The sequence below is a fragment of the Manganibacter manganicus genome (assembly GCF_002075885.1).
GTDB classification, from domain to species: domain Bacteria; phylum Pseudomonadota; class Alphaproteobacteria; order Rhizobiales; family Rhizobiaceae; genus Mesorhizobium; species Mesorhizobium manganicum.
Window position 1 is genome coordinate 1 of record NZ_MDET01000027.1, and the last position, 23278, is coordinate 23278.

At 61.6% G+C, this 23278-nt stretch carries 24 protein-coding genes and 1 tRNA gene; 14 read left to right on the forward strand and 11 right to left on the reverse strand.

All coding sequences use genetic code 11. The annotated features are described in order from the left end of the window. Both BFN67_RS16355 and BFN67_RS16360 read left to right on the forward strand, forming a co-directional pair. A protein-coding gene (locus BFN67_RS16355) for an IS5 family transposase (RefSeq protein WP_139789220.1) occupies positions 1-707 on the forward strand; the annotation gives its coding sequence in 2 pieces (ribosomal slippage) (positions 1-286 and positions 286-707; 708 coding nt annotated over the 2 pieces). This gene is flagged as partial in the annotation. Positions 708-867: 160 nt separating this feature from the next. Continuing rightward, positions 868-1281 (forward strand): lysozyme inhibitor LprI family protein, encoded by a 414-nt coding sequence (locus tag BFN67_RS16360; protein WP_080920630.1) that lies wholly within the window; start codon positions 868-870, stop codon positions 1279-1281. A gap of 65 nt (positions 1282-1346) precedes the next feature. On the opposite strand, the gene typA is transcribed toward BFN67_RS16360, so the two are convergent. Then, positions 1347-3173, reverse strand: a complete 1827-nt coding sequence (gene typA / locus BFN67_RS16365) for a translational GTPase TypA (protein ID WP_080920631.1) — start codon at positions 3171-3173, stop codon at positions 1347-1349. A 244-nt stretch (positions 3174-3417) separates the two neighbouring features. Here typA and BFN67_RS16370 point away from each other — a divergent pair, with 244 nt between their 5' ends. Then, complete coding sequence (locus tag BFN67_RS16370) at positions 3418-3675, forward strand: hypothetical protein (protein WP_245295292.1); 258 nt, start codon at positions 3418-3420, stop codon at positions 3673-3675. Positions 3676-3714: 39 nt separating this feature from the next. On the opposite strand, the gene BFN67_RS16375 is transcribed toward BFN67_RS16370, so the two are convergent. Then, positions 3715-4998, reverse strand: coding sequence for an MFS transporter (locus BFN67_RS16375; protein WP_080920633.1), 1284 nt, complete (start codon positions 4996-4998; stop codon positions 3715-3717). Between the two features lie 107 nt (positions 4999-5105). Here BFN67_RS16375 and BFN67_RS16380 point away from each other — a divergent pair, with 107 nt between their 5' ends. Next, complete coding sequence (locus tag BFN67_RS16380) at positions 5106-5693, forward strand: TetR/AcrR family transcriptional regulator (protein WP_245295294.1); 588 nt, start codon at positions 5106-5108, stop codon at positions 5691-5693. Between the two features lie 704 nt (positions 5694-6397). Here BFN67_RS16380 and BFN67_RS16385 read toward each other — a convergent pair. Together BFN67_RS16385 and BFN67_RS16395 are read right to left on the reverse strand one after the other, a co-directional pair. Then, positions 6398-8452, reverse strand: coding sequence for a M3 family metallopeptidase (locus BFN67_RS16385; protein WP_080920635.1), 2055 nt, complete (start codon positions 8450-8452; stop codon positions 6398-6400). A gap of 322 nt (positions 8453-8774) precedes the next feature. Then, a tRNA-Ala gene (locus BFN67_RS16395) sits at positions 8775-8850 on the reverse strand. 117 nt (positions 8851-8967) lie between these two features. Here BFN67_RS16395 and BFN67_RS16400 point away from each other — a divergent pair. Next, positions 8968-9258, forward strand: a complete 291-nt coding sequence (locus BFN67_RS16400; protein WP_080920637.1) for a YggT family protein — start codon at positions 8968-8970, stop codon at positions 9256-9258. Further along, on the forward strand, positions 9255-9602 hold the full coding sequence (locus BFN67_RS16405) for a DUF167 family protein (RefSeq protein ID WP_080920638.1): 348 nt from the start codon (positions 9255-9257) through the stop codon (positions 9600-9602). The genes BFN67_RS16400 and BFN67_RS16405 overlap by 4 nt, the downstream gene beginning before the upstream one ends. Before the next feature lie 33 nt (positions 9603-9635). On the opposite strand, the gene ppa is transcribed toward BFN67_RS16405, so the two are convergent. The 5 genes from ppa to BFN67_RS16430 form a co-directional block, all read right to left on the reverse strand. Next, positions 9636-10166, reverse strand: coding sequence for an inorganic diphosphatase (gene ppa, locus BFN67_RS16410; protein WP_080920639.1), 531 nt, complete (start codon positions 10164-10166; stop codon positions 9636-9638). A 120-nt stretch (positions 10167-10286) separates the two neighbouring features. Beyond that, positions 10287-10793 carry a GNAT family N-acetyltransferase gene (locus BFN67_RS16415; RefSeq protein WP_080920640.1) on the reverse strand — a complete coding sequence of 169 codons (507 nt, stop codon included), beginning with the start codon at positions 10791-10793 and terminating at the stop codon, positions 10287-10289. Positions 10794-10921: 128 nt separating this feature from the next. Continuing rightward, positions 10922-11560 (reverse strand): TPM domain-containing protein, encoded by a 639-nt coding sequence (locus BFN67_RS16420; protein ID WP_080920641.1) that lies wholly within the window; start codon positions 11558-11560, stop codon positions 10922-10924. A 1-nt stretch (position 11561) separates the two neighbouring features. Continuing rightward, a complete protein-coding gene (locus BFN67_RS16425) occupies positions 11562-12446 on the reverse strand; it encodes a TPM domain-containing protein (protein ID WP_080920642.1) in 885 nt (294 codons plus the stop codon). A gap of 30 nt (positions 12447-12476) precedes the next feature. Continuing rightward, positions 12477-13115 carry a LemA family protein gene (locus BFN67_RS16430; RefSeq protein WP_080920643.1) on the reverse strand — a complete coding sequence of 213 codons (639 nt, stop codon included), beginning with the start codon at positions 13113-13115 and terminating at the stop codon, positions 12477-12479. A 174-nt stretch (positions 13116-13289) separates the two neighbouring features. Between BFN67_RS16430 and BFN67_RS16435 the strand changes: the two genes are divergently transcribed. From BFN67_RS16435 to BFN67_RS16445, 3 genes are all read left to right on the forward strand, one after another. Then, positions 13290-13547 (forward strand): hypothetical protein, encoded by a 258-nt coding sequence (locus BFN67_RS16435; RefSeq protein ID WP_080920644.1) that lies wholly within the window; start codon positions 13290-13292, stop codon positions 13545-13547. Positions 13548-13552: 5 nt separating this feature from the next. After that, the gene (gene pdxY / locus BFN67_RS16440) at positions 13553-14434 is read left to right on the forward strand and encodes a pyridoxal kinase PdxY (protein ID WP_080920645.1); all 882 of its coding nucleotides are present in this window, start codon (positions 13553-13555) and stop codon (positions 14432-14434) included. A 67-nt stretch (positions 14435-14501) separates the two neighbouring features. Continuing rightward, entirely contained in the window at positions 14502-15146 is a 645-nt protein-coding gene (locus tag BFN67_RS16445) for a carbonic anhydrase (RefSeq protein WP_080920646.1), read from the forward strand. 224 nt (positions 15147-15370) lie between these two features. Here the strand turns inward: BFN67_RS16445 and BFN67_RS16450 are convergent, their stop codons facing one another. Then, entirely contained in the window at positions 15371-16252 is an 882-nt protein-coding gene (locus BFN67_RS16450) for a LysR family transcriptional regulator (protein WP_080920647.1), read from the reverse strand. Positions 16253-16423: 171 nt separating this feature from the next. Here BFN67_RS16450 and BFN67_RS16455 point away from each other — a divergent pair, with 171 nt between their 5' ends. Then, the gene (locus BFN67_RS16455) at positions 16424-17920 is read left to right on the forward strand and encodes a CoA-acylating methylmalonate-semialdehyde dehydrogenase (RefSeq protein ID WP_080920648.1); all 1497 of its coding nucleotides are present in this window, start codon (positions 16424-16426) and stop codon (positions 17918-17920) included. A 155-nt stretch (positions 17921-18075) separates the two neighbouring features. Here BFN67_RS16455 and BFN67_RS16460 read toward each other — a convergent pair whose 3' ends face one another. Continuing rightward, a complete protein-coding gene (locus BFN67_RS16460) occupies positions 18076-18738 on the reverse strand; it encodes a GntR family transcriptional regulator (protein WP_080920649.1) in 663 nt (220 codons plus the stop codon). Positions 18739-18842: 104 nt separating this feature from the next. Here BFN67_RS16460 and BFN67_RS16465 point away from each other — a divergent pair, with 104 nt between their 5' ends. The 4 genes from BFN67_RS16465 to BFN67_RS16480 all read left to right on the forward strand — a co-directional run bounded on the left by BFN67_RS16465 (position 18843) and on the right by BFN67_RS16480 (position 23277). Beyond that, positions 18843-19754, forward strand: a complete 912-nt coding sequence (locus tag BFN67_RS16465; RefSeq protein ID WP_080920663.1) for a dihydrodipicolinate synthase family protein — start codon at positions 18843-18845, stop codon at positions 19752-19754. A 24-nt stretch (positions 19755-19778) separates the two neighbouring features. Next, a complete protein-coding gene (locus BFN67_RS16470) occupies positions 19779-21044 on the forward strand; it encodes an NAD(P)/FAD-dependent oxidoreductase (protein ID WP_080920650.1) in 1266 nt (421 codons plus the stop codon). After that, complete coding sequence (locus BFN67_RS16475) at positions 21044-22045, forward strand: 4-hydroxyproline epimerase (RefSeq protein WP_080920651.1); 1002 nt, start codon at positions 21044-21046, stop codon at positions 22043-22045. The genes BFN67_RS16470 and BFN67_RS16475 overlap by 1 nt, the downstream gene beginning before the upstream one ends. A 329-nt stretch (positions 22046-22374) precedes the next feature. Next, positions 22375-23277: a branched-chain amino acid ABC transporter permease gene (locus BFN67_RS16480; protein WP_080920652.1), complete on the forward strand. Its 903-nt coding sequence runs from the start codon at positions 22375-22377 to the stop codon at positions 23275-23277. Position 23278 lies beyond the last annotated feature (1 nt).

Below are 23278 nucleotides of genomic sequence, written 5' to 3' on the forward strand. Positions count from 1 at the left end.
CCATTCTTCCCGCTGTCGCACGGGGTGCCGAGGGTTGACGACCGGCGGGTGGTGAGCGGCATCGTCTACGTGATCCGCAACGGGCTGCAGTGGAAGGATGCGCCGGCTGGCTACGGCCCGCACAAGACGCTCTACAACCGTTTCATCCGCTGGAGTCTGATGGGCGTGTTCGACCGTATCTTCGCAGGGCTTGCCGGAGAAGGACCGAAACCCGAGCGCATCATGATCGACGCGACGCATCTGAAGGCTCATCGCACGGCGGCGAGCCTGCTCAAAAGGGGGATGTTCCCCGTCGTATCGGGCGAACCAAGGGTGGGCTGAACTCCAAGCTCCACACCGTCTGCGACGGTGAAGGCCGGCCGATCATCCTGCTTTTGTCGGAAGGCCAGATGAGCGACCACAAGGGCGCCCGCATGGTGCTCGACGCCTTGCCGAGCGCTTCACACCTGATCGCCGATCGCGGCTACGACAGCGCCTGGTTCCGGACCGAACTCGAAGCACGCGGCATCAAACCCTGCATTCCGTCGAGCCGCAGCCGCAAGGTCCCATACGCCTACGACAAGGCACTCTATCGCCAGCGCCACAAGGTTGAGAACCTGTTCGCCAAGCTCAAGGACTGGCGCCGCATCGCAACCCGATACGACCGGTGCGCACACACCTTCTTCTCGGCAATCTGCATCGCAGCAGCCGTCATCTTCTGGATATAATCAATGAGTCCTGAGCCTAGAGCAGCGGGCGTTCTGATGAACGGTTCCCGCTGCTCCGGCTTGATTTCCTTGGCCGCATTTGTGCGACGCCAGACGATTCCGTCCGGCTGCAAAATGCTCTAGCCTGTGCAGGCCATCACGGAATGAAAGGAGAGGGCAGATGAGATTTCATGCCATGGCGGCGGTTTCCGCGCTCGGCTTTCTGATCTTCGTCGATCCGGCGGCGGCCGACAAATGCGCCGATGCCCAGGATCAGGCAACCATGAACCAGTGCGCGGACAATGCCTATAAGGCGTCCGATGCGAAACTGAACAAAGTGTACAAACAGATCACCGGGCGGCTGAAGGACGATCACGATACGGCCAGGCTGCTCGTGACGGCGCAGAAGGCCTGGATCGCCTTCCGCGACGCCGAATGCGGTTTCGCCAGTTCCGGCGTTGCCGGGGGCAGCATCCAGCCGATGGTGCGCGCCCAGTGCCTCGACAGCGTAACGCAAGATCGCATCAAGAGCCTGAATAGCTATCTGAACTGCGAGGAAGGGGACATGAGTTGCCCCGTCCCGCCGGCAGACTAGAGTTTCGGCGGCGCATTTCCGAACGTAAAACCGCTGCACGGTTTTGCTGAAAATGCTTTAGCCGATCAGGCCGCGCCCGCCATCTTCTGCTTTCCGAAGCGCTTGCGGTCGTTGGGGTCGAGATAGAGCTTGCGCAGGCGGATCGACTTCGGCGTCACCTCGACCAGCTCGTCGTCCTGAATCCAGGCCAGCGCCCGCTCCAGCGTCATGCGCACCGGCGGGGTGAGCTTCACCGCCTCATCCTTGCCGGCGGCACGGATATTGGTGAGCTTCTTGCCTTTCAGCACGTTCACTTCCAGATCGTTGTCGCGGGAGTGGATGCCGATGATCATGCCCTGATAGACCTTGATGCCGGCGTCGATGACCATCGGGCCGCGATCTTCGAGGTTGAACAGCGCATAGGCCACCGCCTCGCCCTGATCGTTGGAGATCAGCACGCCGTTGACGCGGCCGGGCAGTTCGCCCTTGTAGGGGGCATAGGCGTGGAACAGGCGGTTCATCACCGCCGTGCCGCGCGTGTCGGTCAAAAGTTCGGACTGGTAGCCGATCAGGCCGCGCGTCGGCGCGTGGAAGACGAGGCGCTGGCGATTGCCGCCCGAAGGCTTCAACTCGACCATCTCGGCCTTCCGCTCGCTCATCTTCTGCACGATGATGCCGGCATGCTCCTCATCGACGTCGATGACGACTTCCTCGATGGGCTCGAGCAACTCGCCGTTTTCGCCCTTCTGCATGACGACGCGCGGGCGCGACACGGCAAGCTCGAAGCCTTCGCGGCGCATCGTCTCGATCAGCACGGCAAGCTGCAACTCGCCACGGCCGGAGACGTAGAACGAATCCTTGTCGGCCGATTCCTCGATCTTGAGCGCGACATTGCCCTCGGCTTCCTTGAGCAGCCGGTCGCGGATGACACGGCTCGTCACCTTGTCGCCCTCGGTGCCGGCGAGCGGCGAATCATTGACCAGGAAGCTCATGGTGACGGTCGGCGGATCGATCGGCTGGGCGGCCATCGGCTCGGTGATTGACGGATCGCAGAACGTATCGGCGACGGTGCCCTTCGAGAGACCGGCAATGGCGACGATGTCGCCGGCCTGCGCTTCCTCGATCGGCTGGCGATCGATGCCGCGGAAGGCGAGGATCTTGGAGACGCGGCCGTTTTCCAGCAGCGTGCCGTCATGGTGCAGAACCTTGACCGCCTGGTTCGGCTTCAGCGAACCAGATTCGATGCGGCCGGTGATGATGCGGCCGAGAAACGGATTGGCCTCCAAAATGGTGCCGATCATGCGGAACGGGCCGGGATGCACCGTCGGTGCCGGCACATGGTCGAGAACCAGATCGAACAGCGGGCTGAGGCCCTTGTCCTTCGGGCCTTCGGGGTCGGCGGCCATCCAGCCGTCGCGGCCGGAGCCGTAAAGGATCGGAAAGTCGAGTTGCTCGTCAGTGGCGTCGAGCGCGGCGAACAGGTCGAACACCTCGTTGATGACCTCATTGGCACGCGCATCCGGACGGTCGATCTTGTTGATCGCCACGATCGGCTTGAGACCGACTTTCAGCGCCTTGCCGACGACGAACTTGGTCTGCGGCATCGGCCCTTCGGCGGCGTCGACCAGCACGATGGCGCCGTCGACCATGTTGAGGATGCGTTCCACTTCGCCGCCGAAATCGGCGTGTCCGGGCGTATCGACGATGTTGATGCGGGTATCCTTCCATTCCACCGAGGTGGCCTTGGCCAGGATGGTGATGCCGCGCTCCTTTTCGAGGTCGTTGGAGTCCATGACGCGTTCGGCGACGCGCTGGTTGTCGCGCACCGAGCCCGACTGTTTCAGAAGCTGGTCGACGAGCGTGGTCTTGCCATGATCGACATGCGCGATGATCGCGATGTTGCGGAGGTTCATTGGTCGTCTCTGGGTTTTAGGGGACAGCCGAGGATCAGGGAAACCGGGCGCCGCTTTGTTTGGTAGCGCGGCTCATACAGGTTTTTTCGCAATTGCGAAAGGGGCGCGCGCGATGCAAATAACCCGTCAATGATTTGTTAAGCGCGGGCGCGCTATGATTCCATTAACCAAAGCCTCTCTTCAGGGAGGCGCAACCCATCGGCTCCATGCGAGTTCAACGCCTATGATGCATGCGAAGACGAGATTGAGGGCGGCTTCATCCTTCGGGGCGATCGCCCTGGCGCTGGTGCTCGCCGGCGGCGCGCAGGCCGTGACGCGGCCGGCCGTCCCGGATGCTCAAGCCAGCGTGTCCACGGCCGAGGGTCTGTTCCCCGATGCGCCTTATGGCGTCGATCCGATGGTCACCGGCCCGGTCAGCGCATCGTTCAAGACGCAGCAGGCCGAAGCCGGTTGCGCCAAGGCCGATTGGCCGGACATCCCCGCCGCCTGCTACCCTCAGTGAGTTGAAATCCCGGCACAGTTTCGGGACCTGGTGTTCGTTTCATATCACCTGCGGTTCGGGCTCGAAGGCCGGGCGCCTGGTGTCGATCAATAGCGATATGCAGGCCGCGATGATGCCGGTCATGCCGGCGATCATGAAGGCAAGCTGGTAATCGCCCTGCATCTCGCGCAGCAAGCCGCCGAGGAAGGCGGCGCTTGCCGCCCCCACCTGATGGCCGGCGACGATCCAGCCGAACACGAGCGGACCGGAGCGGTCGCCGAAAGCCTCGTTGGAAAGCCGCAGCGTCGGCGGCACGGTGGCGATCCAGTCCAGCCCGTATAAAATGGCGAATATGGTCAGGCTGACGCCGGAAAAGCCGGAAAAAGGCAGGTAGATCAGCGACAGGCCGCGCACGGCATAATAGATGCCGAGCAGTTTGCGGGGGTCGAAGCGGTCGGTCAGCCAGCCCGACAGCGTGGTGCCTATCAGGTCGAACACGCCCATCAGCGCCAGCAGGCCGGCGGCCTTGACCTCCGGGATTCCCATGTCGCCGCAAAAGGCAATGAGATGCGTGCCGACCAGCCCGTTGGTGGTGAAGCCGCAGACGAAGAAGGTGGCGAACAGATACCAGAAGGTGCGGGTGCCCGCGGCGCGCTTCAGCGTGCCCAGCGTGTGGGCTATGAAATTGCCCTGGGCTGCTGGCGAGACGGGCGGCACGTCGTCGGGATCGGCGCCGAAACGCACCTGGCCTATCGATTTGGGCCGTTCCGGCACCAGCAGCCATACCAGCGGCACCAGCGCCGCGCAGGCGATGGCGACGGCCATGGCGACCGGACGCCAGCCGCCCGATTGGGCAAGCGCGGCGAGGACAGGCAGGAAAATCAGCATGCCGGTGGCGCTGGATGCCGACATCAGGCCCATCATCAGGCCGCGATTGGTCTTGAACCAGCGGTTGACGATGGTGGCGCCGAGCACCGTCTGGACAGCGCCGGAGCCGATGCCGGAAAAGACGCCCCAGGTGAGAACCATCTGCCAGGGCTGGGTCATCATCACACTGAGGCCCGTCGAGGCGGCCATCAGGGCAAGGGCGGCGAGCAGCGTGCGGCGCAGGCCTATGCGCTCCATCAGTGCGGCGGCAAACGGGCCGGCGAGGCCGTAGAGGAAAATGCCGACGGCGGCGGCGAACGAAACCACGCCGCGCCCCCAGCCGAGTTCGGACTCCATCGGCAGCATCATTACCGACGGGGCCGAGCGCAGGCCGGCCGCGATCAGCAGGCAGAAAAAGATCACGGCGACGACGACGAGCGCATAACGCTGGCCAAGGGAGCGGGAAAGAGCTATCATGTTACTGACCGGTACGTTTCGGTTGAGCCGATATGCGTACCGATCGGTAACATTGTCAAGTGAGCGATGGAATGACGGCCGACAATAAAATTGATGCGACCATCAAGATGGCTGCTGGGGCCGGGCCGATAACGCCACCGCGTGCGGCGGAAAAAATCCTCGGCGTGGCGCGCGACCTGTTCTATCGCCGCGGCATCAGGGCGATCGGCGTTGATGAAATCGTGAAGCGGGCCGGTGTCACCAAGCCCAGCCTCTACCGCAGTTTCCCTTCCAAGGACGAACTGGCTGCGTCCTATCTCAAGGTTTACGACAAGGAATTCTGGGCGCGTTTCGACGAGGCGGTTACCGCCCATCCCGGCGATCCGCGCGTGCAGATCCTGGCGTTCCTGACACGCGTCGGCAAGCGCACACAAAAGCCCGGCTATCGCGGTTGCGGCATGACCAATGCGGCGGTCGAATATCCCGACCACGATCATCCGGCGCGCGTGGTCAGTGAGGAAAACAAGCGCGAATTGCGGCTGCGGTTGCGGAAGATGGCGGCGGATATGGGCGCGGCGGACGCCGACACACTGGGCGATGGCCTGCTGCTTCTGATCGAGGGCGCTTATATTTCCGGCCAGCTTTTCGGCGAAGGCGGCCCGGCAAAGTCGGTTGCAAGGAATGCCGAATTGCTGATTGCGGCGAGCCTTGCATGAGTGGTGCGTGCTTCGAGACGCCGGCGTGGCCGGCTCCTCAGCATGAGGAAGGTGGGGGGGCGGCTTCAGTTTGAACAGTGCGTCGTTCGAGACGGCAGCTCACGCTGCCTCCTCACGATGAGGGAGGTTGTGTAATGCCGTCGCCTCAAAGCGAAGAAACCGGCACCACGCCGCCCTCATCCTGAGGTGCGAGCTCCTGAGCTTGTCGAAGGGGCGAGCCTCGAAGGACGAGGGCGGCTCCAGTTCGCGTGGATGGAAATTTATCGCCTGCCGTAGCCGATGAAAATAAACCCGTTACCGGACAGATGCTTGTCCGATTAATGGCGGTTTCTTTCTCACCTGTTTATCCACACCCGCCATCCTTCCCGCATAATCCCCCTCAGCAGCTTGCCAGCGGGAACGGGTGTGCACACTCGAGCATCCAGGCAAGTGTGGCGCCGGGTGCGTTATGCGCTGCAGTGCGCGGAACCGCCCGGCCCGAACCGGACCTGCGTTGCTCGCGCCCGCAAATGGGCGATGGGCCGGGAAAGGCAAGGGTAGAAACGCCGGCGGGCGCGGACAACCGTGCCATATAATTAAACTTAGGAGGTACGGCCCCGCGCCCGCTTCCCGACCTTNAGGTCCGTTCTTTGAAATGGCCAGACGGCATTTGCCGGGCGTGGCAATGAATAAGTGCGGCCTTGCTTTGCCCGGATGGGGCTGGTTTACACCAGCCCGCGCTTTTCCATCATCGCATCGGGCGAGGGCAGCTTGCCGCGAAAAGCCCTGTAAAGGTCTTCAGGGTCTTTCGAGCCGCCGGCCGCATAAATGTTTTCCCTGAGCCGTTTCGCCAGTTCAGGATCGAACGGATTGCCGGTTTCCTCGAAGGCGGAAAATGCATCGGCGTCGAGCACTTCCGACCACATATAGGAATAATAGCCGGAGGAATAACCGTCGCCGGCAAAGACGTGGCCGAAATGCGGGGTGCGGTGACGCATGGCGATGGTGTCGGGCATGTTCAGCGCCGCCAGCGTTTCGGCTTCGAAACGAAGCGGCTCAGCCGGAGCCTGCGTGCGCGCATGATAGGCCATGTCCACCAAGGCGGAGGCGGTGAACTCGACCGTGGCGAAGCCGGCGCCGAAGGTGCGCGCCGCCAGCATCTTGTCGAGCAGCGCCTTGGGCATCGGCTTGCCGGTCGCCACATGCAAGGCGTGCTTTTCCAGCACCTCAGGCACCGTCAGCCAATGCTCATAAAGCTGCGAGGGCAATTCGACGAAATCGCGGCTGACTGAAGTGCCGGAAACGGACGGCCATGTCACCTCGGTCAGCATGCCGTGCAGCGCATGGCCGAATTCGTGAAACAGGGTTTTGGCCTCGTCCACCGAAAGCAGAGCGGCCTCGCCGGCCGGCGGCCTGGCGAAGTTCATGATGTTGTAGATGATCGGCTTCGAGCCTTCGCCGAGACGATAGCCGGATTGCAGCGAACTCATCCATGCGCCGGAGCGCTTGGAGGGGCGGGCGAAATAGTCCGCCAGAAAAGTGGCGCGCTCCGAACCGTCGGAATTCTTGACCGTGAAGACGCGAACATCCGGATGCCACGCCGCAATGCCGGTCTTTTCCTCGAAGGAGATGCCGAACAGGCGGTTCGCCACGTCGAAACAGGCGGCGATGACATGATCGAGCTGGAGATAGGGCTTGAGCTCGGCCTCGTCGAAAGCGAACTTTTCAGCGCGCAGCTTTTCCTGATAGAAGCGCCAGTCCCACGCGGCGAATTTATCGTTGCTGCCGGCCTCGGCCGCCAGCCGCTCCAGTTCCTTCTGGTCTGCCGCCGCTTTTTCCAGCGCCTTTGTCCAGACCGGATCGAGCAAATCGTGCACAGCCTTCGGCGTCTTGGCCATGGTGTCGTCGAGCTTGAGCGCGGAATAACTTTCATAACCGAGCAGCTTCGCCTTCTCGGCACGCAGCGCCAGCAGGTCGCGCACGACCTCGGTGTTGTCGGTGACGCCGCCATTCTGGCCGCGCATGGTGAAGGCGCGCCAGGCCTGCTCGCGCAAATCGCGCCGTTCGGAGAAGGTAGTGAAAGGCTCGTAGATCGAGCGCGACAGGGTAACGGCAAAGCTGCCCTTATGGCCGCGCGCCGCGGCTGATTCGGCCATCGCGCTCCTGACGAAATCGGGCAGGCCGGCAAGGTCGGCTTCATCGAGATAGAGCGCCCAGTTTGCCTCGTCGGCCAGCACGTTCTGGCCGAATGTCGTGCCGAGCGAGGAGAGTTTCTCGTTGATGGCGGCCAGCCGCTTTTTCGCCTCCGCGTCGAGCTGCGCGCCGGAACGGACGAAACGCTTCCATGTCTTCTCCAGCACGCGCAGCGTCTCGGCATCGAGGTTGAGCTGTTTGCGGCGCCGGTAAAGATCGTCGATACGGGCGAACAGGCGCGCATTCATCGAGATCGCGGAAAAATGGCGCGCCATTTTCGGCGAAATCACGCGCTCCAAAGCCTGGATGTTCGGGTTGGTATGGGCGCCGGCGCGGCACCAGAAGATCGAGGAGATGCGGTCGAGCGCGTTGCCCGACAGTTCGAGCGCGGCGAGCGTGTTTTCGATGTCCGGCTGATCGAGGTTGGCAGCAATCGCCTCGATCTCGGCTTCATGCGCGGCCAGGGCCGCGTCGAACACGGGTGCGAAGTCATCATCGGCGATGCGCGTGAAATCGGGCAGGCTGCGCGGGCCGTCCCAATTTGTCAGTGGGTGGGTGGCCAGATCGACGGTCTTGGTTTCAGGCATGGCGAACTTCGAGATCAAAAAACAACACCCGCCGCGGGAGGAGGTGCGGCGGGTGTCGTATAGGTCGGCCAGCGTTCGGGAGGAGGAGAAGGCTGACCGTATCCGCCTTAGCCTGGGAGGAGGTAGGCCGTGGCGGAATTCGATGATCGATAGATACGCCGCCGCCCCGAATTTTGAAAGAATCGATTTCGCATGGCAGCATTGCGATTTGTGCAACGCAGTATGCGGTGGTCTTCTCGAATGAAGCGAGCATGAGCAAACAGTCCCGATCGTCCGAGCGCAGGCTGTGTCTGAACCCGGTCAAAAGCAACGGAGATTCCGCTGGTGGAGCTGAGGGGGATCGAACCCCTGACCTCGTCATTGCGAACGACGCGCTCTCCCAGCTGAGCTACAGCCCCGTTCAGCGGATGGCGCATTTATGAGGCGAGGCCATTCACTGTCAAGCATGATTGCGACGGCGGCCCTTGCCGCTCCGGCATGCAACCGCTAAATGTCGGCGACACGCGGAGAGCTACATGATCGCCCTGATTCAGACCATCGTCCTGGCCCTCGATCTCTATTGGTGGATCATTATCGCTTCGGCCGTCTTTTCCTGGCTCTACGCCTTCAATGTCGTCAATCCGGGAAACCAGTTCGTCGGCACGATAGGCAATATGCTCTACAGGTTGACGGAGCCGGCGCTGAGGCCGATCCGGCGTTTTATGCCGGACCTCGGCGGTATCGATATCTCGCCGATCATCCTGCTTCTGATCCTGTTCTTTGTCCGCCAGTTCTTTCTCACCACGATCGTTCCGCTGGTGCTTTGAAGCAGCTATCCGCGGCCCGCGCGTCCGACACGCCGTTCCGGCTACGCCCGGACGGGATCGATCTGTTCGTGAAACTGACACCGAAGGCCGCAACGGACGCGATCCAGGGACTGGAGATTGCGGCGGACGGGCGCTGCCGGCTCAAGGCGCGTGTGCGGGCGGCTCCCGAAAAAGGCAAGGCCAATGCCGCGCTGGAAAGACTGGTGGCCCGGATTCTCGATTTACCGGTATCTGCCGTTTCGCTCACGGCCGGCGCAGCCGCGCGGCTGAAAACACTGCAAATCACAGGCGATCCGAAGATCCTTGCCGCACGACTACCGGGTTTGGTGACGTCGAGCGACTAAATCCGGCGCCAATCAAGTTGCCAGACGGCTCCTCTATTTGCCCTTGGCGCGCTCGATCGCATCGACGACCATCTTCCTGGCGCGGTCGGCATCGTGCCAGCCGCCGATCTTGACCCATTTTCCGGGCTCGAGATCCTTATAGTGCTCGAAGAAATGCTCGACCTGACGCAGCGTGATTTCCGGAAGGTCGGTATAATTGAAAACCTTCTCATAGCGCTTGGTGATCTTTGAGGACGGAACGGCGATGATTTTTTCGTCCTCGCCGGCGTTATCTTCCATGATCAGCACGCCAATCGGCCGCACATTGATGACACAGCCCGGCACCAGGGCGCGGGTATTGCACACCAGAACGTCGATCGGGTCGCCGTCGCCCGACAATGTATGCGGAACGAAACCGTAATTTCCAGGATAGCGCATTGGCGTATAGAGGAACCGATCGACGAACAGCGTGCCGGCTTCCTTGTCCAGTTCGTATTTGATCGGCTCGCCACCGACCGGCACCTCGATGACCACATTGACATCTTCAGGCGGATTGTTGCCGATGGCGATCGCTTCGATGCGCATAAAAATTTCCCTCTATCGATTGTGGGGACCGATAGCGGAGCCGGCGGGCTGACGCAATGCGGCAATATGCATAAAGCTTTCGCAGCCAGATCGCCTGGCTGGCGTCGCGCTATCCGAGGCTTATTCCCAGACGAATGCGACTTTCTTAAGCGCCTTTTGCTCGAAGATTTCGACGCCTTCGGCGACATCGCGCCCGCCGGCGCCGGCATAGAAGCCAAGCGCGTTCTGGTTTTCCTCCAGCGCCCAAACCACCATGCCCTTCAGTCCATGGTCAGCCAATGCGCATCGGGCGGCAGTAAACAGGCGGCTGCCAAGGCCGACGCCCTGATATTCCGGCCTGAGGTAAAGCTCGTAGATTTCGCCTTCCTGACGCAACTCGCGCGCACGGTTGCGGCCAATCGTGGCATAGCCGGCGATGGTGCCGCCGATCTCGATCACCAGCACCGTCGCGGCGCGGCGGATGGCATGGGCCCACCAGCGTGCGCCGCGCCTGTTGATCATCGCCGTCAAGGCCTTGTGCGGAATGATGCCGCTATAAGCGCCGCGCCAGGCGTCGAGATGCACCTCGGCAATCGCCTCGGCGTCGCGCGGTTCGGCCTTCCTGATGTCGATGGTCAGCGTGTTCATGGTTTATTAACCATAGACCCGCTTCGGTCGCTTGCAAAGAGTCCCTCGAGCCATTGCCCGACATTTCACACAGGCAGGGTCGGGAATCCTGCCTCGCGCGGCGCGTCGATTTTTCGGGGAAGAAGCCGTCAGATTTCGACCAGATGATCGTCCAGTTCGTTGATATCGTCCGACGAAACCGGAAAATGCCGGGCAAGCACGGTACCCACGGTGCCGATTGCCGCGATGAACCCCTCGGCAAGCCGGTCGGAGGCGGCCTCTGCGGTCAGGTCGCGCACTACACCATCCCAGACATGCTGCCCGACATGCTCGCTGATGCCCGAATCGGCGACCACTTCGGCATAACGCTCGGCGAGCGAGACGAAGATCAAAACGCCGGTTCGCGCCTCGGTCAGATGCACATTGCGGGCGAGGAATTGCCGAACCGCGTTGGCGTGCGCCGCCATTTTACGCCGCCCGTGCGGCACTAGATGAATGCGCAGGGCGGGAACCAGCCAGAGAATGACGACGATGCACAGGACGGCCAGCATCTGCAGGAGCACGAACCAGGAAAGGCGCACCGACAGCCACCACATCTCCAGACCGCAGGCGATCGCCAGGCTGGCGGCCAGCATGCCGATCGTCGCCATGAATGCGGCGGGGAAGAAATAGCTGTCGCTGGAATGCGCCACGACGCAATAGATCTCGCCGTCGGTTTGCGCTTCGGCGGCACGGATCGCCTCGGCGATCCGTGCATGGTCCTGAATGCTGATTGCGCGCGTTCTCATCTCACCAGCCTCCCGATGCACCGCCACCGCCGGAAGAGCCGCCCCCACCGGAAAAGCCGCCACCACCAGAAAACCCGCCGCCGGAAGACCATCCACCGCCACCCGACGACCAGCCGCCACTGCGACCGGAGGAACGCTGTGCCATGTCGAAGGTCATGCCCAGCCAGCGATAGCGACGCGGGCCGATCCTGGTGCCGAAAATCGGTGGCAGGATTGCCATGGCGAAGCCGCCAAAGAAGATCGTGCCCCAGATGAGGAAGAAGATGAGTGGGAACCAGTCTTCGATATCGCCGCCGCTTTCATGCCGGTTGCGTGCGCCACGCGCTTGCAGTTCTTCGGGATGGCCCTCAAGAACCATGATGATGTCATCGACGGCCTTTTCTATGCCACCGGAGAAATCATTCTGCCGGAAGGCCGGCAGCATGTCGTTTTCGATGATCAGCTTGGAGTGCAGATCGGTCAGCGTGCCTTCGAGCCCGTAGCCGACCTCGATCCGCATCTTGCGGTCGTCGCGCGCAACCAGAAGCAGCACGCCATTGTCCTCGCCGGCCTGTCCCAGCCCCCAGGCGCGGAACAGGCGATTGGCATAGGATTCGATGTCCTCGCCACCGAGATCGGGTACCGTCGCCACGACGATCTGATCGGAGCCCTTCTTCTCGAAATCCGCCAGCTTCTGTTCCACGAGCACTTTCGAGGCGGCATCCATCATGCCGGCATCATCGACCACCCGGCCGGTCAGCTTCGGCAGTTCTGCCGCGAAAGCGGCCACAGACAGAGCAAGACAAAGCGCGATGGCAAGCAGCACAGGCGCCCACCGGGTGCCTGCCGGTCCGTTCCGGCCTCCTGACCTTTCAGCGAAGGACGATATGGAATGCGCTGTCGGCATTGTCTGTTCAGGCAATCACAAGGTGTTCGCTCACCCGCCCTGCTGGGTACCGAAATCGACTTTCGGAACGGTAAGCTTATCCTCCGGTGCGGAGAAATTCTGGAACGGCTGGTTGTTGCGGAACCACAACGTCGCCCAGATCACTGACGGGAAGGTACGCAGCGTCAGATTATAGTCCCTGACCGCTTGAATGTAATCGCGCCGTGCAACCGCAATGCGGTTTTCGGTGCCTTCAAGCTGGGCCTGCAAGGCGAGAAAATTCTGGTTGGCCTTGAGATCGGGATAGTTTTCGACAACCGCCAGCAGCCGCGACAATGCGCTGGTCAGCCCCGATTGCGCGTCCTGGAATTTCTTGAAGGCTTCGGGATTGGAAAGCGTTTCAGGCGAAATCGTCACCTGCGTGGCCTTGGCGCGCGCCTCGACAACGGCCTGCAATGTGTCCTTTTCATGTGCGGCGTAACCTTTGACCGTGGCAACCAGATTGGGAATGAGATCAGCACGGCGCTGATACTGGTTCTGCACCTCGCTCCAAGCCGCCTTGGCGTTTTCTTCGGCGGTCGGGATGGTGTTGTAACCGCAGCCGGCGAGCAGCGGCAAAAGCAGGGCCATCACGATGAAGGCCGGCAGGGCGCGGAGCGAGGGAAACGAAGGGAAGCGCTGTGCAAGCATGAAATGGGTCCTCGACAGGATCGGAGACCCGAAGCATTACCATAAAAGCCTCTCAAGAAAACCGTTCCCGCAAAACCAATATCGCGATACCGCGCCTGGCCCTTCCACTTCGCTGCCAAGGCCCTGTAATTCACACGGGAAACCGGCTAAGTTCCTGTGCGAACGGAACCCGTCATGGCCACATCTGAGGACGACGAACGCGCGCGCGAATCCCGGCGAATCCTTCGCGGCATCGCACGCGAGATCGAACCCGGCGGCACGGGCTTCATCGCCGGCGCGGCCAAGGACGCCCGTAACCACTTCACCGCCGCTGATGTCGATCCCAAAGACGGCATCGAATATTGGGGCACGCGGATCGGCCGCCTGCTGGGCATCGCCATCGCCGTGGCGCTCATGCTCTGGCTCGCGGCCTATCTCGTGCAGGGCGGATAGTTTCCATGTTTCAGCAGCAGACCGCGATACGCCGCGCCGTGATCGTCATTTCCAGCCATGTCGCGCGCGGCTCCGTCGGTAACCGCGCCGCCGTCTTTGCGCTGGAAACGCTTGGCTTTCCGGTCTGGGCGGTACCGACGGTGATCCTGCCCTGGCATCCCGGCCATGGCCGCGCCACGAGGATCATCCCACCTGCGGAACAGTTTTCCGCCTTGCTTGCCGACCTCGAACGCGCGCCATGGCTCGGCGAGGTCGGCGCCGTGCTCTCCGGCTATCTCGGCGAAGGGGTCCAGGCCGATGCGGTGGCTTCGCTGGTCCATGCGGTCAAGCAGAAAAGCCCCGGCGCGCTCTATGTCTGCGATCCGGTCATGGGCGACAAAGGCGGCCTCTATGTGCCGGCGGCGACGGCGGCGGCGATCCGCGACCGGCTGATGCCGCTGGCCGATATCGCCACGCCCAACCGCTACGAACTGGAATGGATGACGGGGGTCGACCTGACGGACCTGAAATCGACCGTCGCGGCAGCGCGCGCCGCCAATCCCGCAACCATGCTGGTGACCTCGGCGCGGGCAATGATGGCCAACAGCACTGCCAATCTTCTCGTCACGGCAAAACAGGCGCTGCTTGCCGAGCACCGGCTGGTCGAACGCCCGCCGAACGGGCTCGGCGACCTGACGGCTGCCGTCTATCTGGGGCGCGTGCTGAGTGGCCGCCCGCCCATGGATGCTCTGCAATCGACCACGGCGGCAGTTTACGAAATCCTTGCCCGCACGGCAGCGCGCGGCGGTGACGAGTTGCAACTGGAAACGGAGGCGCAGAGCCTGTCACACCCGATGGCGACGGTCGAGATGCGCAACATCGCGCAGATGGCCTGCGGCCCTACCTGAAAGTCGAACCGCACCTTTTGCGATTTCTATTGAACATCACTACGGTTTGCCGTTAATTGCCGGCGCAATGTCAAATCTCCCAAAACATCTCCTCGCCGGCTACCATAAATTCATCACCGGTTATTATATCACTGAAAGCGATCATTATCGCTCGCTGGCTCGTGAAGGCCAGACGCCCGAAACCATGATCATCGCCTGCTGCGACAGCCGCACCGCACCCGAAACGGTGTTCAGCGCCGGCCCCGGCGAATTGTTCGTGTTGCGCAATGTCGGCAATCTCATTCCGCCCTACGAACCGGACGAGCATTTCCATTCCACATCTGCGGCGCTGGAATTCGCAGTCAAGGCTCTCAAGGTCAAGAATATCGTGGTCATGGCGCATGGTCGTTGCGGCGGCATCCGCGCCGCGCTCGCCCAAAGCGGCGCGCCATTGGCGCCGGGCGATTTCATCGGCAAATGGATGAGCCTGATCGCGCCCGCGGCCCAGACGGTCGCCTCCTCCTCGCTGATGACCGCCGGTGAAAGGCAGACCGCGCTGGAGCGCATTTCTGTCCGCTATTCGATCGCCAATCTGCGCACCTTCCCCGACATTGCCAAGCTCGAAGGCAAGGGCCAGATCGCCCTGCATGGCGCATGGTTCGACATTTCGACAGGCGAATTGTGGGCGATGAACAAGGATACCGGCGACTTCGAGCGCCCCGAAGCCCCATAGAGTAGCGGCTAGATCCAGCTTGGGTGAGTCTATCCAGCGGCGTCACCTCGCATTGTTGCGGCGGCGTTCATGCATGCCTAATCCGGGCTTACACGCCTTCAATGCCCATCCTGCGAATTTTCTCGTTCGGCCAGGGAAGATGACATCTTGCTAGCGATTTCTCTATAAGACATTGATTTATAAGATAACATTATCCGAAGGCTGCAACTTCACCGGGCTCGGCTCTATACGAATAATACGCGATCCTTCTCGACCGTGCTGGCGATAAAGCTGGCAACGGTCTGCACCCGGCGTAGCGGCCTGACCGACTCGTGATAGACCAGCCAATAGGCGCGCCGGATCGGCGTCACGATCTCGACGGGTATCAGTTCGGGCATGGTTCGGGCGACGAAGGTGTGTAGGATGCCGATGCCGGCGCCGGCCCGCACCGCTTCGGCTTGACCGAGCGCCGAGGAGATGGCGAAGGTCGAGTGCCAGTCCGGGCTGAATTCAGCGGCATAATCGAGCGAGGGGCTGACGATCAGGTCCGGCACATAACCGATCAGCGTATGAGACGACAGGTCGGCGGCGCTTTGCGGCAGGCCGTGGCTTTCAGCATAAGCGCGCGAGGCAAACAGGCCCAGCGTGTAGTCCACCAGCTTGCCGGCGACCAAGCGACCTTCGGTCGGTCGCTCGACAGTGATGACAATGTCGGCCTCGCGTCTCGACAGCGAGAAGGAGCGTGGCACCGGCACGAGCTGGATAGTGAGTTCGCGATGCTGCGCGGTAAGTTGGCCAAGCCGTGTGGCGAGAAAGGCGACGCCAAAACCGTCCGGCGCGCCGATGCGTACTGTGCCGGAAATGTCCTCGCCGTCGCCGGCCACGGCCGAGCGGGCCGCGATCATGTCGGCCTCCATCCGTTCCGCGATTTCCAGGAAGCGCGCGCCTGCCGCTGTCAGTTCGCTGCCGGTGGTGAGGCGCCGGAACAGCTTTGTCCTCAACGCCTCCTCGAGCGATGCGATGCGCCGCGAAACAGTTGCGTGATTGAGTTCCAGCCGTCTTGCCGCGCCAAGGATCTGGCCGGCACGGGCGACGGCAAGGAAGATGCGCACATCATCCCAGTTCATTGTCCAAAACCCGACATCGCCATTCCCTGACCCATGAGAGCCATTTGCGACAAATCATGTACGGCTGGCAATAGTTGTCTACTTTTCGCACAACGGTTGCGTTTGCCCTCATGTTGCCTTCGCCCAATCAAAGGCTGACAATGAGGGAACGGACAATGAGGAGCGATTACGATGATTGAATACGGCCATTTCATCGGCGGCAAGAATGTCGCCGGCAAGAGCGGGCGCAAGCAGGACGTGTTGCAGCCGATGGACGGCTCGGTGCGCGGCTCGGTGGCGCTTGCCTCGCGTGACGAAGTGCGTGCGGCAATCGAGAACGCCAAAGCGGCGCAGCCGGCCTGGGCCGCCACCAACCCGCAGCGTCGCGCCCGCGTGCTGATGAAGTTCCTGGAGCTGGTGGCGCGCGACAATGACGAACTGGCCGATATTCTTGCGCGTGAGCATGGCAAGACGCTGCCCGATGCCAAGGGCGACATTCAACGCGGTGTCGAGGTGGTGGAATTTGCGCTTGGCGTGGCCCATCTTATGAAGGGCGAGTACACCGAAGGTGCCGGCCCCGGCATCGACAATTATTCCGTGCGCCAGCCGCTTGGCGTTGTTGCCGGCATCACGCCGTTCAATTTCCCGGCCATGATCCCGATGTGGAAGTTCGCGCCCGCCATCGCCTGCGGCAATGCCTTCATCCTGAAGCCGTCGGAGCGCGATCCGGGCGTGCCGATGCGGCTTGCCGAACTGATGCTGGAGGCTGGCCTGCCTGCCGGCATCCTCAATGTCGTCAATGGCGACAAGGAGGCTGTCGACGCCATCCTCGACGACGCCGACATCAAGGCGGTCGGTTTCGTCGGTTCCTCCGACATCGCGCAATATATCTACAGCCGCGCGGCCAGCACCGGCAAGCGCGTGCAGTGTTTCGGCGGCGCCAAGAACCACATGATCATCATGCCCGACGCCGATATGGACCAGGCCGTCGATGCGCTGATCGGTGCCGGCTATGGTGCGGCGGGCGAGCGCTGCATGGCGGTCTCGGTCGCAGTTCCGGTGGGCAAGGCGACCGCTGACAGGCTGGTGGAAAAGCTGATCCCGCGCGTGGAATCCCTCAAGATCGGGCCTTCGACCGATCCCTCGGCCGATTTCGGTCCGCTGGTCACGAAGCAGGCGCTGGAGCGGGTCAAGGGCTATGTCGATCTCGGCATCAAGGAAGGCGCCAAACTCGTGGTCGACGGCCGCGGCTTCAAGATGCAAGGCTACGAGAACGGCTTCTATATGGGCGGCTGCTTGTTCGACGAAGTGACGCCGGACATGCGCATCTACAAGGAAGAGATTTTCGGGCCTGTGCTTTCGGTGGTGCATGCCCACGATTTCGAGGAAGCCGTGCGGCTGCCTTCCGAGCACGAATATGGCAACGGTGTCGCCATCTTCACGCGCGACGGCGATGCGGCGCGCGAATTCGCCAGCCGCGTCGAGGTCGGCATGGTCGGTGTCAACGTGCCGATCCCGGTGCCGGTATCCTATTACACCTTCGGTGGCTGGAAACGTTCGGGCTTCGGCGATTTGAATCAGTACGGCCCGGATGCGATCCGTTTCTACACCAAGACCAAGACGGTCACGACGCGCTGGCCGTCGGGCGTCAAGGAAGGTGCCGAATTCGCCATGCCGACGATGGGATAGGCCTCCGCTTTCCGCGCCCTCGCCCTTGGCGGTGGGCGCGGGGCGAGGTGTCAAGGAGGGTGCCGAATTCGCCATGCCAACGGTGAAACATGGCAACCTCTATTCTGAGTGACCAAGGGCGCGGCCAAGCCGCGCCCTTTTTCATGCGCAATCATTTATCGCATGGCGGCGGCTTGGGCGTGCAGGCGCAAAAGCGCCATCAGTTGATCGGCCTGCTCGCCGGCTTCGGTTTCATCGCGGTCGAGAATGGCGCGGATCAGCGCGACGTGGTTGCTCGCGGATTCGGCCAATCCTGTCCCGCTTTGATAACGGAACCAGAAGCGGCGGCTATGGCTCTGCAAGGGAGCCGCGAGGCGGGCGGCGAAGTCGTTGTCTGCGGCGCGCGCCAGAGCTTCATCGAGCGATTTGTCGGCCTCGAGAAAACCGAACACGTCCTTGGCCAGCACTGCTGCGTGCATGGCAACGGCCGCCAACTGGAACAACGCGGCGGTCTCAGTCGTAAGGAAACGTGCGGCCGAACGCGCCAATACGATTTCGACACCGCGCCGTGCATCGAGGACGCGCAGCCAGTCGGCAGCATGCAGCGGTGCGATTTCGAGCCCGGCGCGTGGCCTTACCGTCAGCAGGCCTTCCCAGGCGAGCCGCTGGATCGCCTCGCGCACCGGTGTGCGGCCGAGCGACAGTTTCTCGATCATGGCGCCTTCCGTGGTCAGGCTACCGGGCGCGAGTTCAAGCGTGACGATCATGCGTTCCAGCGCCCGGTAGGCCCGGACAGCGGCTGGCGGAGACTCGGACGGGACTGCGGTTTCGGTGTTCATACGTGATTCTTGCCTCGTTTCCACTTGATATATCAGGCCTCGGCATCCATTGACAAATGCCGTGACTCAGAGATATATTACAGATATATCAGATGGAGATTGCTATGTGGACCGGGATTTTTCCTGCCGTTACGACCAAATTCACCACTGACGACCGGCTCGATCATGCCGAGATGGAGCGCTGTTTCGGGCTCCAGATGGAAGCTGGTTGTGACGGACTGATCGTTGCCGGCTCGCTGGGCGAGGGGCCGATGCTGAGTCAGGACGAGAAGATCGAGGTTTTCCACACCGCTCGAAAGGTTGCGGGCAAAAAGCCGGTGCTTGTGACCATCAATGAAGCCGGTACGCGCGAGGGAGCCGCGCTTGCCAAGCGTGCCGCAAAGGAAGGCGCCGATGGCCTGATGATTGTACCGAGCCCGATCTACCACACCAATCCACAGGAGACGGTGGCGTCGCTGAAAGCCGTGGCGGCTGCCGGCGACCTGCCGGTGATGATCTATTCCAATCGCGTCGCCTACCGCGTCGACGTGACGGTGGACGACATGGAGGAACTGGCTGAGGACAAGCGTTTTGTCGCCATCAAGGAATCGTCGGACGACATTCGCCGCGCTACCGAGATCATCAACCGTTTCGGTAATCGCTTCGATCTGTTCACCGGTGTTGATAATCTGGCCTTTGAGGCGCTGTCGGTAGGCGCTATCGGTTGGGTTGCCGGACTGGTGGTTGCCTTCCCGAAGGAGACGGTGGCGATCTACCAATTGATGAAGCAGGGCCGCCGCGAAGAGGCGCTCGCCATATATCGCTGGTTCCGTCCGCTGCTGGATCTCGACGTCTCGACCTATCTGGTGCAGAACATCAAACTGGCGGAAGTGCTCGCCATCGGCACCAACGACCGCGTGCGCATGCCGCGCCAACCGCTCATCGGCGAACGCCGCGCGGCGGTGGAGCGGATCGTCAAGGAGGCGCTGGCATCGCGACCGGAACTGCCGAAGCTGAATATCGCCAAGGCGGCATAGTCGAAAGCGGATATCCGCATCACCATGACGGACATTTCGCCCGAACAAGATATCGCCGTTATAGGTGCCGGTATCGTCGGTATTTGTGCCGCGGCGTATCTGGCTGAGGCGGGGCATTCCGTCATCGTCTTCGATCGCACCGGCGTTTGCGAGGAGACCAGTTCGGGCAACGCGGCGGCATTTGCCTTTTCCGATGTGCTGCCGCTCGCGCAGAAGGGCATGGTCCGCAATCTGCCGAAATGGCTGGCCGATCCGCTCGGCCCCCTATCCGTTCCCCCACTCTATCTGCCACGCCTGCTGCCATGGCTCTATCGCTTCTGGCGCGCGGGAGCGCCAGCCCGATATGAAGCCAGCCTCGCCGCGCAGGCAGGCATGATGAAACTTGCGGAGGCCGAATGGGCGAGCCTGATGAAGCGTTCCGGCACCGGAACAATGCTTCGGGAAGATGGCTCTTTGGAACTTTACGAGAGCGACGCGGCATTCCGGTTATCGCTGCCGGGCTGGGACGCGCGCAATCGTTTCGGCATTTCCTATCGTCATATCGAGCGAGAAGAACTCGCGGAATTGCAACCCGGCCTCTCACCTCGCTTTTTCAAGGGCACTTTCGTGCCCGGCTGGAAGACGGTCGCTGATCCGAAACTGCTCGGCAAAGCGGTCTGGGCCTATGCGCAAACCCTGGACGTGCGATTCGAAAAGGCGAGGGTCCAACGAATCGGCGCCGTAACGAACGGTGCGCTCATCGAATTCTCCGATGGCAGCCAGCGCCGCGCGCCGCATCTTGTCATCGCTGCCGGCGCCTGGTCGCATCGCCTCGCCGCCGATCTTGGCGAACGCATTCCGTTGGAGACGGAGCGCGGCTACAATACCACGCTGCCGCTCGGCGCGTTCGATGTGAAGCGCCAGCTTATCTTCTCCGAGCATGGTTTCGTCATAACACCGCTTTCAACCGGATTGCGTGTCGGCGGCGCGGTCGAACTGGCCGGCCTCGACCGGGCGCCCAATTTCGCGCGCTCGAAAGCAATGCTGGAAAAGGCGCGGCGCTTTCTGCCGGGGCTCGATTCGACCGGTGGGCGCGAATGGATGGGCTATCGACCGTCGCTGCCGGACTCGTTGCCCGTTATTGGCCGTTCCGCCGCGGCTCCCAACATCATCTATGCCTTCGGCCACGGCCATCTCGGCTTGACGCAGGCTGCGGCGACCGGACGGCTTGTGCGTGATCTGGTGGAGGCGCAATCTTCGGCCGTCGATCTTTCGCCCTTCAGCCCGCAGCGCTTCCAACGGAGACATTGATGGCCCGTCATTCCTTCTTCTGCATAGACGGACATACCTGCGGCAATCCGGTGAGGTTGGTCGCAGGCGGTGGGCCACGCCTTGAAGGCGCGACGATGGTGGAGAAACGCGCGCATTTTCTTGCCGAGTACGACTGGATACGCACCGGCTTGATGTTCGAGCCGCGTGGTCACGACATGATGTCCGGTTCGATCCTTTATGGGCCGACGCGGCCCGACTGCGATGTCGCGATTCTGTTCATCGAAACGTCCGGCTGTCTGCCCATGTGCGGTCACGGGACGATCGGTACCGTCACTTTCGCTATCGAGCATGGCCTGGTGAAGCCGAAGACGCCTGGTGTCCTGCGGCTCGATACGCCCGCCGGACTGGTGATGGCCGAGTATCGGCAGATCGGCGACCATGTCGAAGATGTTCGCATCACCAATGTCCCGTCCTTCCTCTATGCCGAGGGGCTGACGGTGGAATGCCCGCAACTGGGCGAGATCAGGGTCGATGTCGCCTATGGCGGCAATTTTTACGCTATCGTTGAGCCTCAAGAAAATTATCGCGATATGGCTGATTATTCGGCTGGCAATCTGATTGCCTGGAGCCCGGTGGTGCGCCAGCGTCTCAATGAGAAATACAGCTTCCGGCATCCGGAAAACCCCGGCATCGACAAGCTGACCCATATGCTGTGGACAGGCGCAGCGACAAATCCGGAGGCGGATGCCCGCAATGCGGTGTTCTACGGCGACAAGGCGATCGACCGCTCGCCCTGCGGCACCGGCACCTCGGCGCGCATGGCGCAACTCGCTGCCAAGGGGCGGCTCAAGGTTGGCGACGATTTCATACATGAATCGATCATCGGATCACTGTTCAAGGGGCGCGTCGAGAGAACCGCGACGGTAGGTGATAAGCCGGCCATCGTGCCCTCAATCAGTGGCTGGGCGCGCATGACTGGATTGAACACGATCTTCATTGACGAGCGCGACCCATTCGCATTCGGATTCGTGGTCAGGTAGCGGAAACTTGATGAGTCCAAAAGATAAAAACCGCCGAGCCCGCTTGCCGCGAATATGCAAGAATCATCTTCATCAAATCCGCTTTATGGGGATTCCTTCGAAACAAGAAACGGGTTAACTTCAAATCATCAAGGACATTGCGTTGTGCCAATGGTAGGGTCCGGCCTAGACCAGGGGTTGGAAGCGGGAAAACGAATGAAGGCGGGCGGAAGCCGGATGCCGCCGCGTCAAGCAAGAATCATATTGCAATCCGGATTCAAGGTTATAGGACTAGGGACAATCAAAAGGGATGCGCCGGCCGGCGACAATCCTGGGGGAGCCGCATAAACATGCAGTATTTCATCCAGCAGCTTATCAACGGGCTGACGCTGGGATCTCTCTATGGGCTGATCGCAATCGGCTACACGATGGTCTACGGCATCGTCGGCATGATCAATTTCGCGCATGGCGATATCTTCATGGTCGGCGCCTTTATCGCGCTGATCGTTTTCCTGATCCTTGCCGCGTTGTTCTATTCGGTGCCGGTTGTGGTTGCCCTGCTGGTGATGATGATCGTGGCGATGCTGTTCACCGCGCTCTACAACTGGGTCATAGAGAAGGTTGCGTACCGGCCTTTGCGCGGCTCCTTCCGCCTCGCGCCGCTGATCACGGCTATCGGCATGTCGATCACCCTGTCCAATTTCGTGCAGGTCACGCAGGGCCCTCGCAACAAGCCGATCCCGCCGATGATCAGTGAAGTCTATAACATCTATGGCGTCAGCATTTCGCTGAAGCAGATTGTCATCTTCGTGGTCACCGCCGTGCTGTTGGCGATCTTCTCCTATTTGGTCAACAAGACGTCGCTCGGCCGCGCGCAGCGCGCTTGCGAGCAAGATCAGAAAATGGCCGCGTTACTTGGCATCGACGTTGATCGTACAATCTCCATCACCTTCATCATCGGCGCCGCGCTTGCCGCCGTCGCCGGCACGCTGTTCCTGATGTACTATGGTGTGGTGGTGTTTTCCGATGGCTTCGTGCCGGGCGTTAAGGCGTTCACGGCTGCCGTTCTGGGCGGCATCGGCTCCATCCCCGGTGCCGTTATCGGCGGCTTGCTGATTGGTCTGATCGAATCGCTCTGGTCGGCCTATTTCTCGATCGACTACAAGGATGTCGCCGCGTTTTCCATCCTGGCCATCGTGCTGATCTTCCTGCCTTCCGGCATTCTGGGCCGGCCAGAAGTCGAAAAGGTCTGAA

What these genes read in the sequence shown, in the direction of transcription:
- BFN67_RS16360 (WP_080920630.1), top strand. Translation starts at nt 868, where the DNA reads ATGAGATTTCATGCCATGGCGGCGGTTTCCGCGCTCGGCTTTCTGATC.
- typA (WP_080920631.1), bottom strand. Translation starts at nt 3,173, where the DNA reads ATGAACCTCCGCAACATCGCGATCATCGCGCATGTCGATCATGGCAAG.
- BFN67_RS16375 (WP_080920633.1), bottom strand. Translation starts at nt 4,998, where the DNA reads ATGATAGCTCTTTCCCGCTCCCTTGGCCAGCGTTATGCGCTCGTCGTC.
- BFN67_RS16380 (WP_245295294.1), top strand. Translation starts at nt 5,106, where the DNA reads ATGGCTGCTGGGGCCGGGCCGATAACGCCACCGCGTGCGGCGGAAAAA.
- BFN67_RS16385 (WP_080920635.1), bottom strand. Translation starts at nt 8,452, where the DNA reads ATGCCTGAAACCAAGACCGTCGATCTGGCCACCCACCCACTGACAAAT.
- BFN67_RS16400 (WP_080920637.1), top strand. Translation starts at nt 8,968, where the DNA reads ATGATCGCCCTGATTCAGACCATCGTCCTGGCCCTCGATCTCTATTGG.
- ppa (WP_080920639.1), bottom strand. Translation starts at nt 10,166, where the DNA reads ATGCGCATCGAAGCGATCGCCATCGGCAACAATCCGCCTGAAGATGTC.
- BFN67_RS16415 (WP_080920640.1), bottom strand. Translation starts at nt 10,793, where the DNA reads ATGAACACGCTGACCATCGACATCAGGAAGGCCGAACCGCGCGACGCC.
- BFN67_RS16420 (WP_080920641.1), bottom strand. Translation starts at nt 11,560, where the DNA reads ATGAGAACGCGCGCAATCAGCATTCAGGACCATGCACGGATCGCCGAG.
- BFN67_RS16425 (WP_080920642.1), bottom strand. Translation starts at nt 12,446, where the DNA reads ATGCCGACAGCGCATTCCATATCGTCCTTCGCTGAAAGGTCAGGAGGC.
- BFN67_RS16430 (WP_080920643.1), bottom strand. Translation starts at nt 13,115, where the DNA reads ATGCTTGCACAGCGCTTCCCTTCGTTTCCCTCGCTCCGCGCCCTGCCG.
- BFN67_RS16435 (WP_080920644.1), top strand. Translation starts at nt 13,290, where the DNA reads ATGGCCACATCTGAGGACGACGAACGCGCGCGCGAATCCCGGCGAATC.
- pdxY (WP_080920645.1), top strand. Translation starts at nt 13,553, where the DNA reads ATGTTTCAGCAGCAGACCGCGATACGCCGCGCCGTGATCGTCATTTCC.
- BFN67_RS16445 (WP_080920646.1), top strand. Translation starts at nt 14,502, where the DNA reads ATGTCAAATCTCCCAAAACATCTCCTCGCCGGCTACCATAAATTCATC.
- BFN67_RS16450 (WP_080920647.1), bottom strand. Translation starts at nt 16,252, where the DNA reads ATGAACTGGGATGATGTGCGCATCTTCCTTGCCGTCGCCCGTGCCGGC.
- BFN67_RS16455 (WP_080920648.1), top strand. Translation starts at nt 16,424, where the DNA reads ATGATTGAATACGGCCATTTCATCGGCGGCAAGAATGTCGCCGGCAAG.
- BFN67_RS16460 (WP_080920649.1), bottom strand. Translation starts at nt 18,738, where the DNA reads ATGAACACCGAAACCGCAGTCCCGTCCGAGTCTCCGCCAGCCGCTGTC.
- BFN67_RS16465 (WP_080920663.1), top strand. Translation starts at nt 18,843, where the DNA reads ATGTGGACCGGGATTTTTCCTGCCGTTACGACCAAATTCACCACTGAC.
- BFN67_RS16470 (WP_080920650.1), top strand. Translation starts at nt 19,779, where the DNA reads ATGACGGACATTTCGCCCGAACAAGATATCGCCGTTATAGGTGCCGGT.
- BFN67_RS16475 (WP_080920651.1), top strand. Translation starts at nt 21,044, where the DNA reads ATGGCCCGTCATTCCTTCTTCTGCATAGACGGACATACCTGCGGCAAT.
- BFN67_RS16480 (WP_080920652.1), top strand. Translation starts at nt 22,375, where the DNA reads ATGCAGTATTTCATCCAGCAGCTTATCAACGGGCTGACGCTGGGATCT.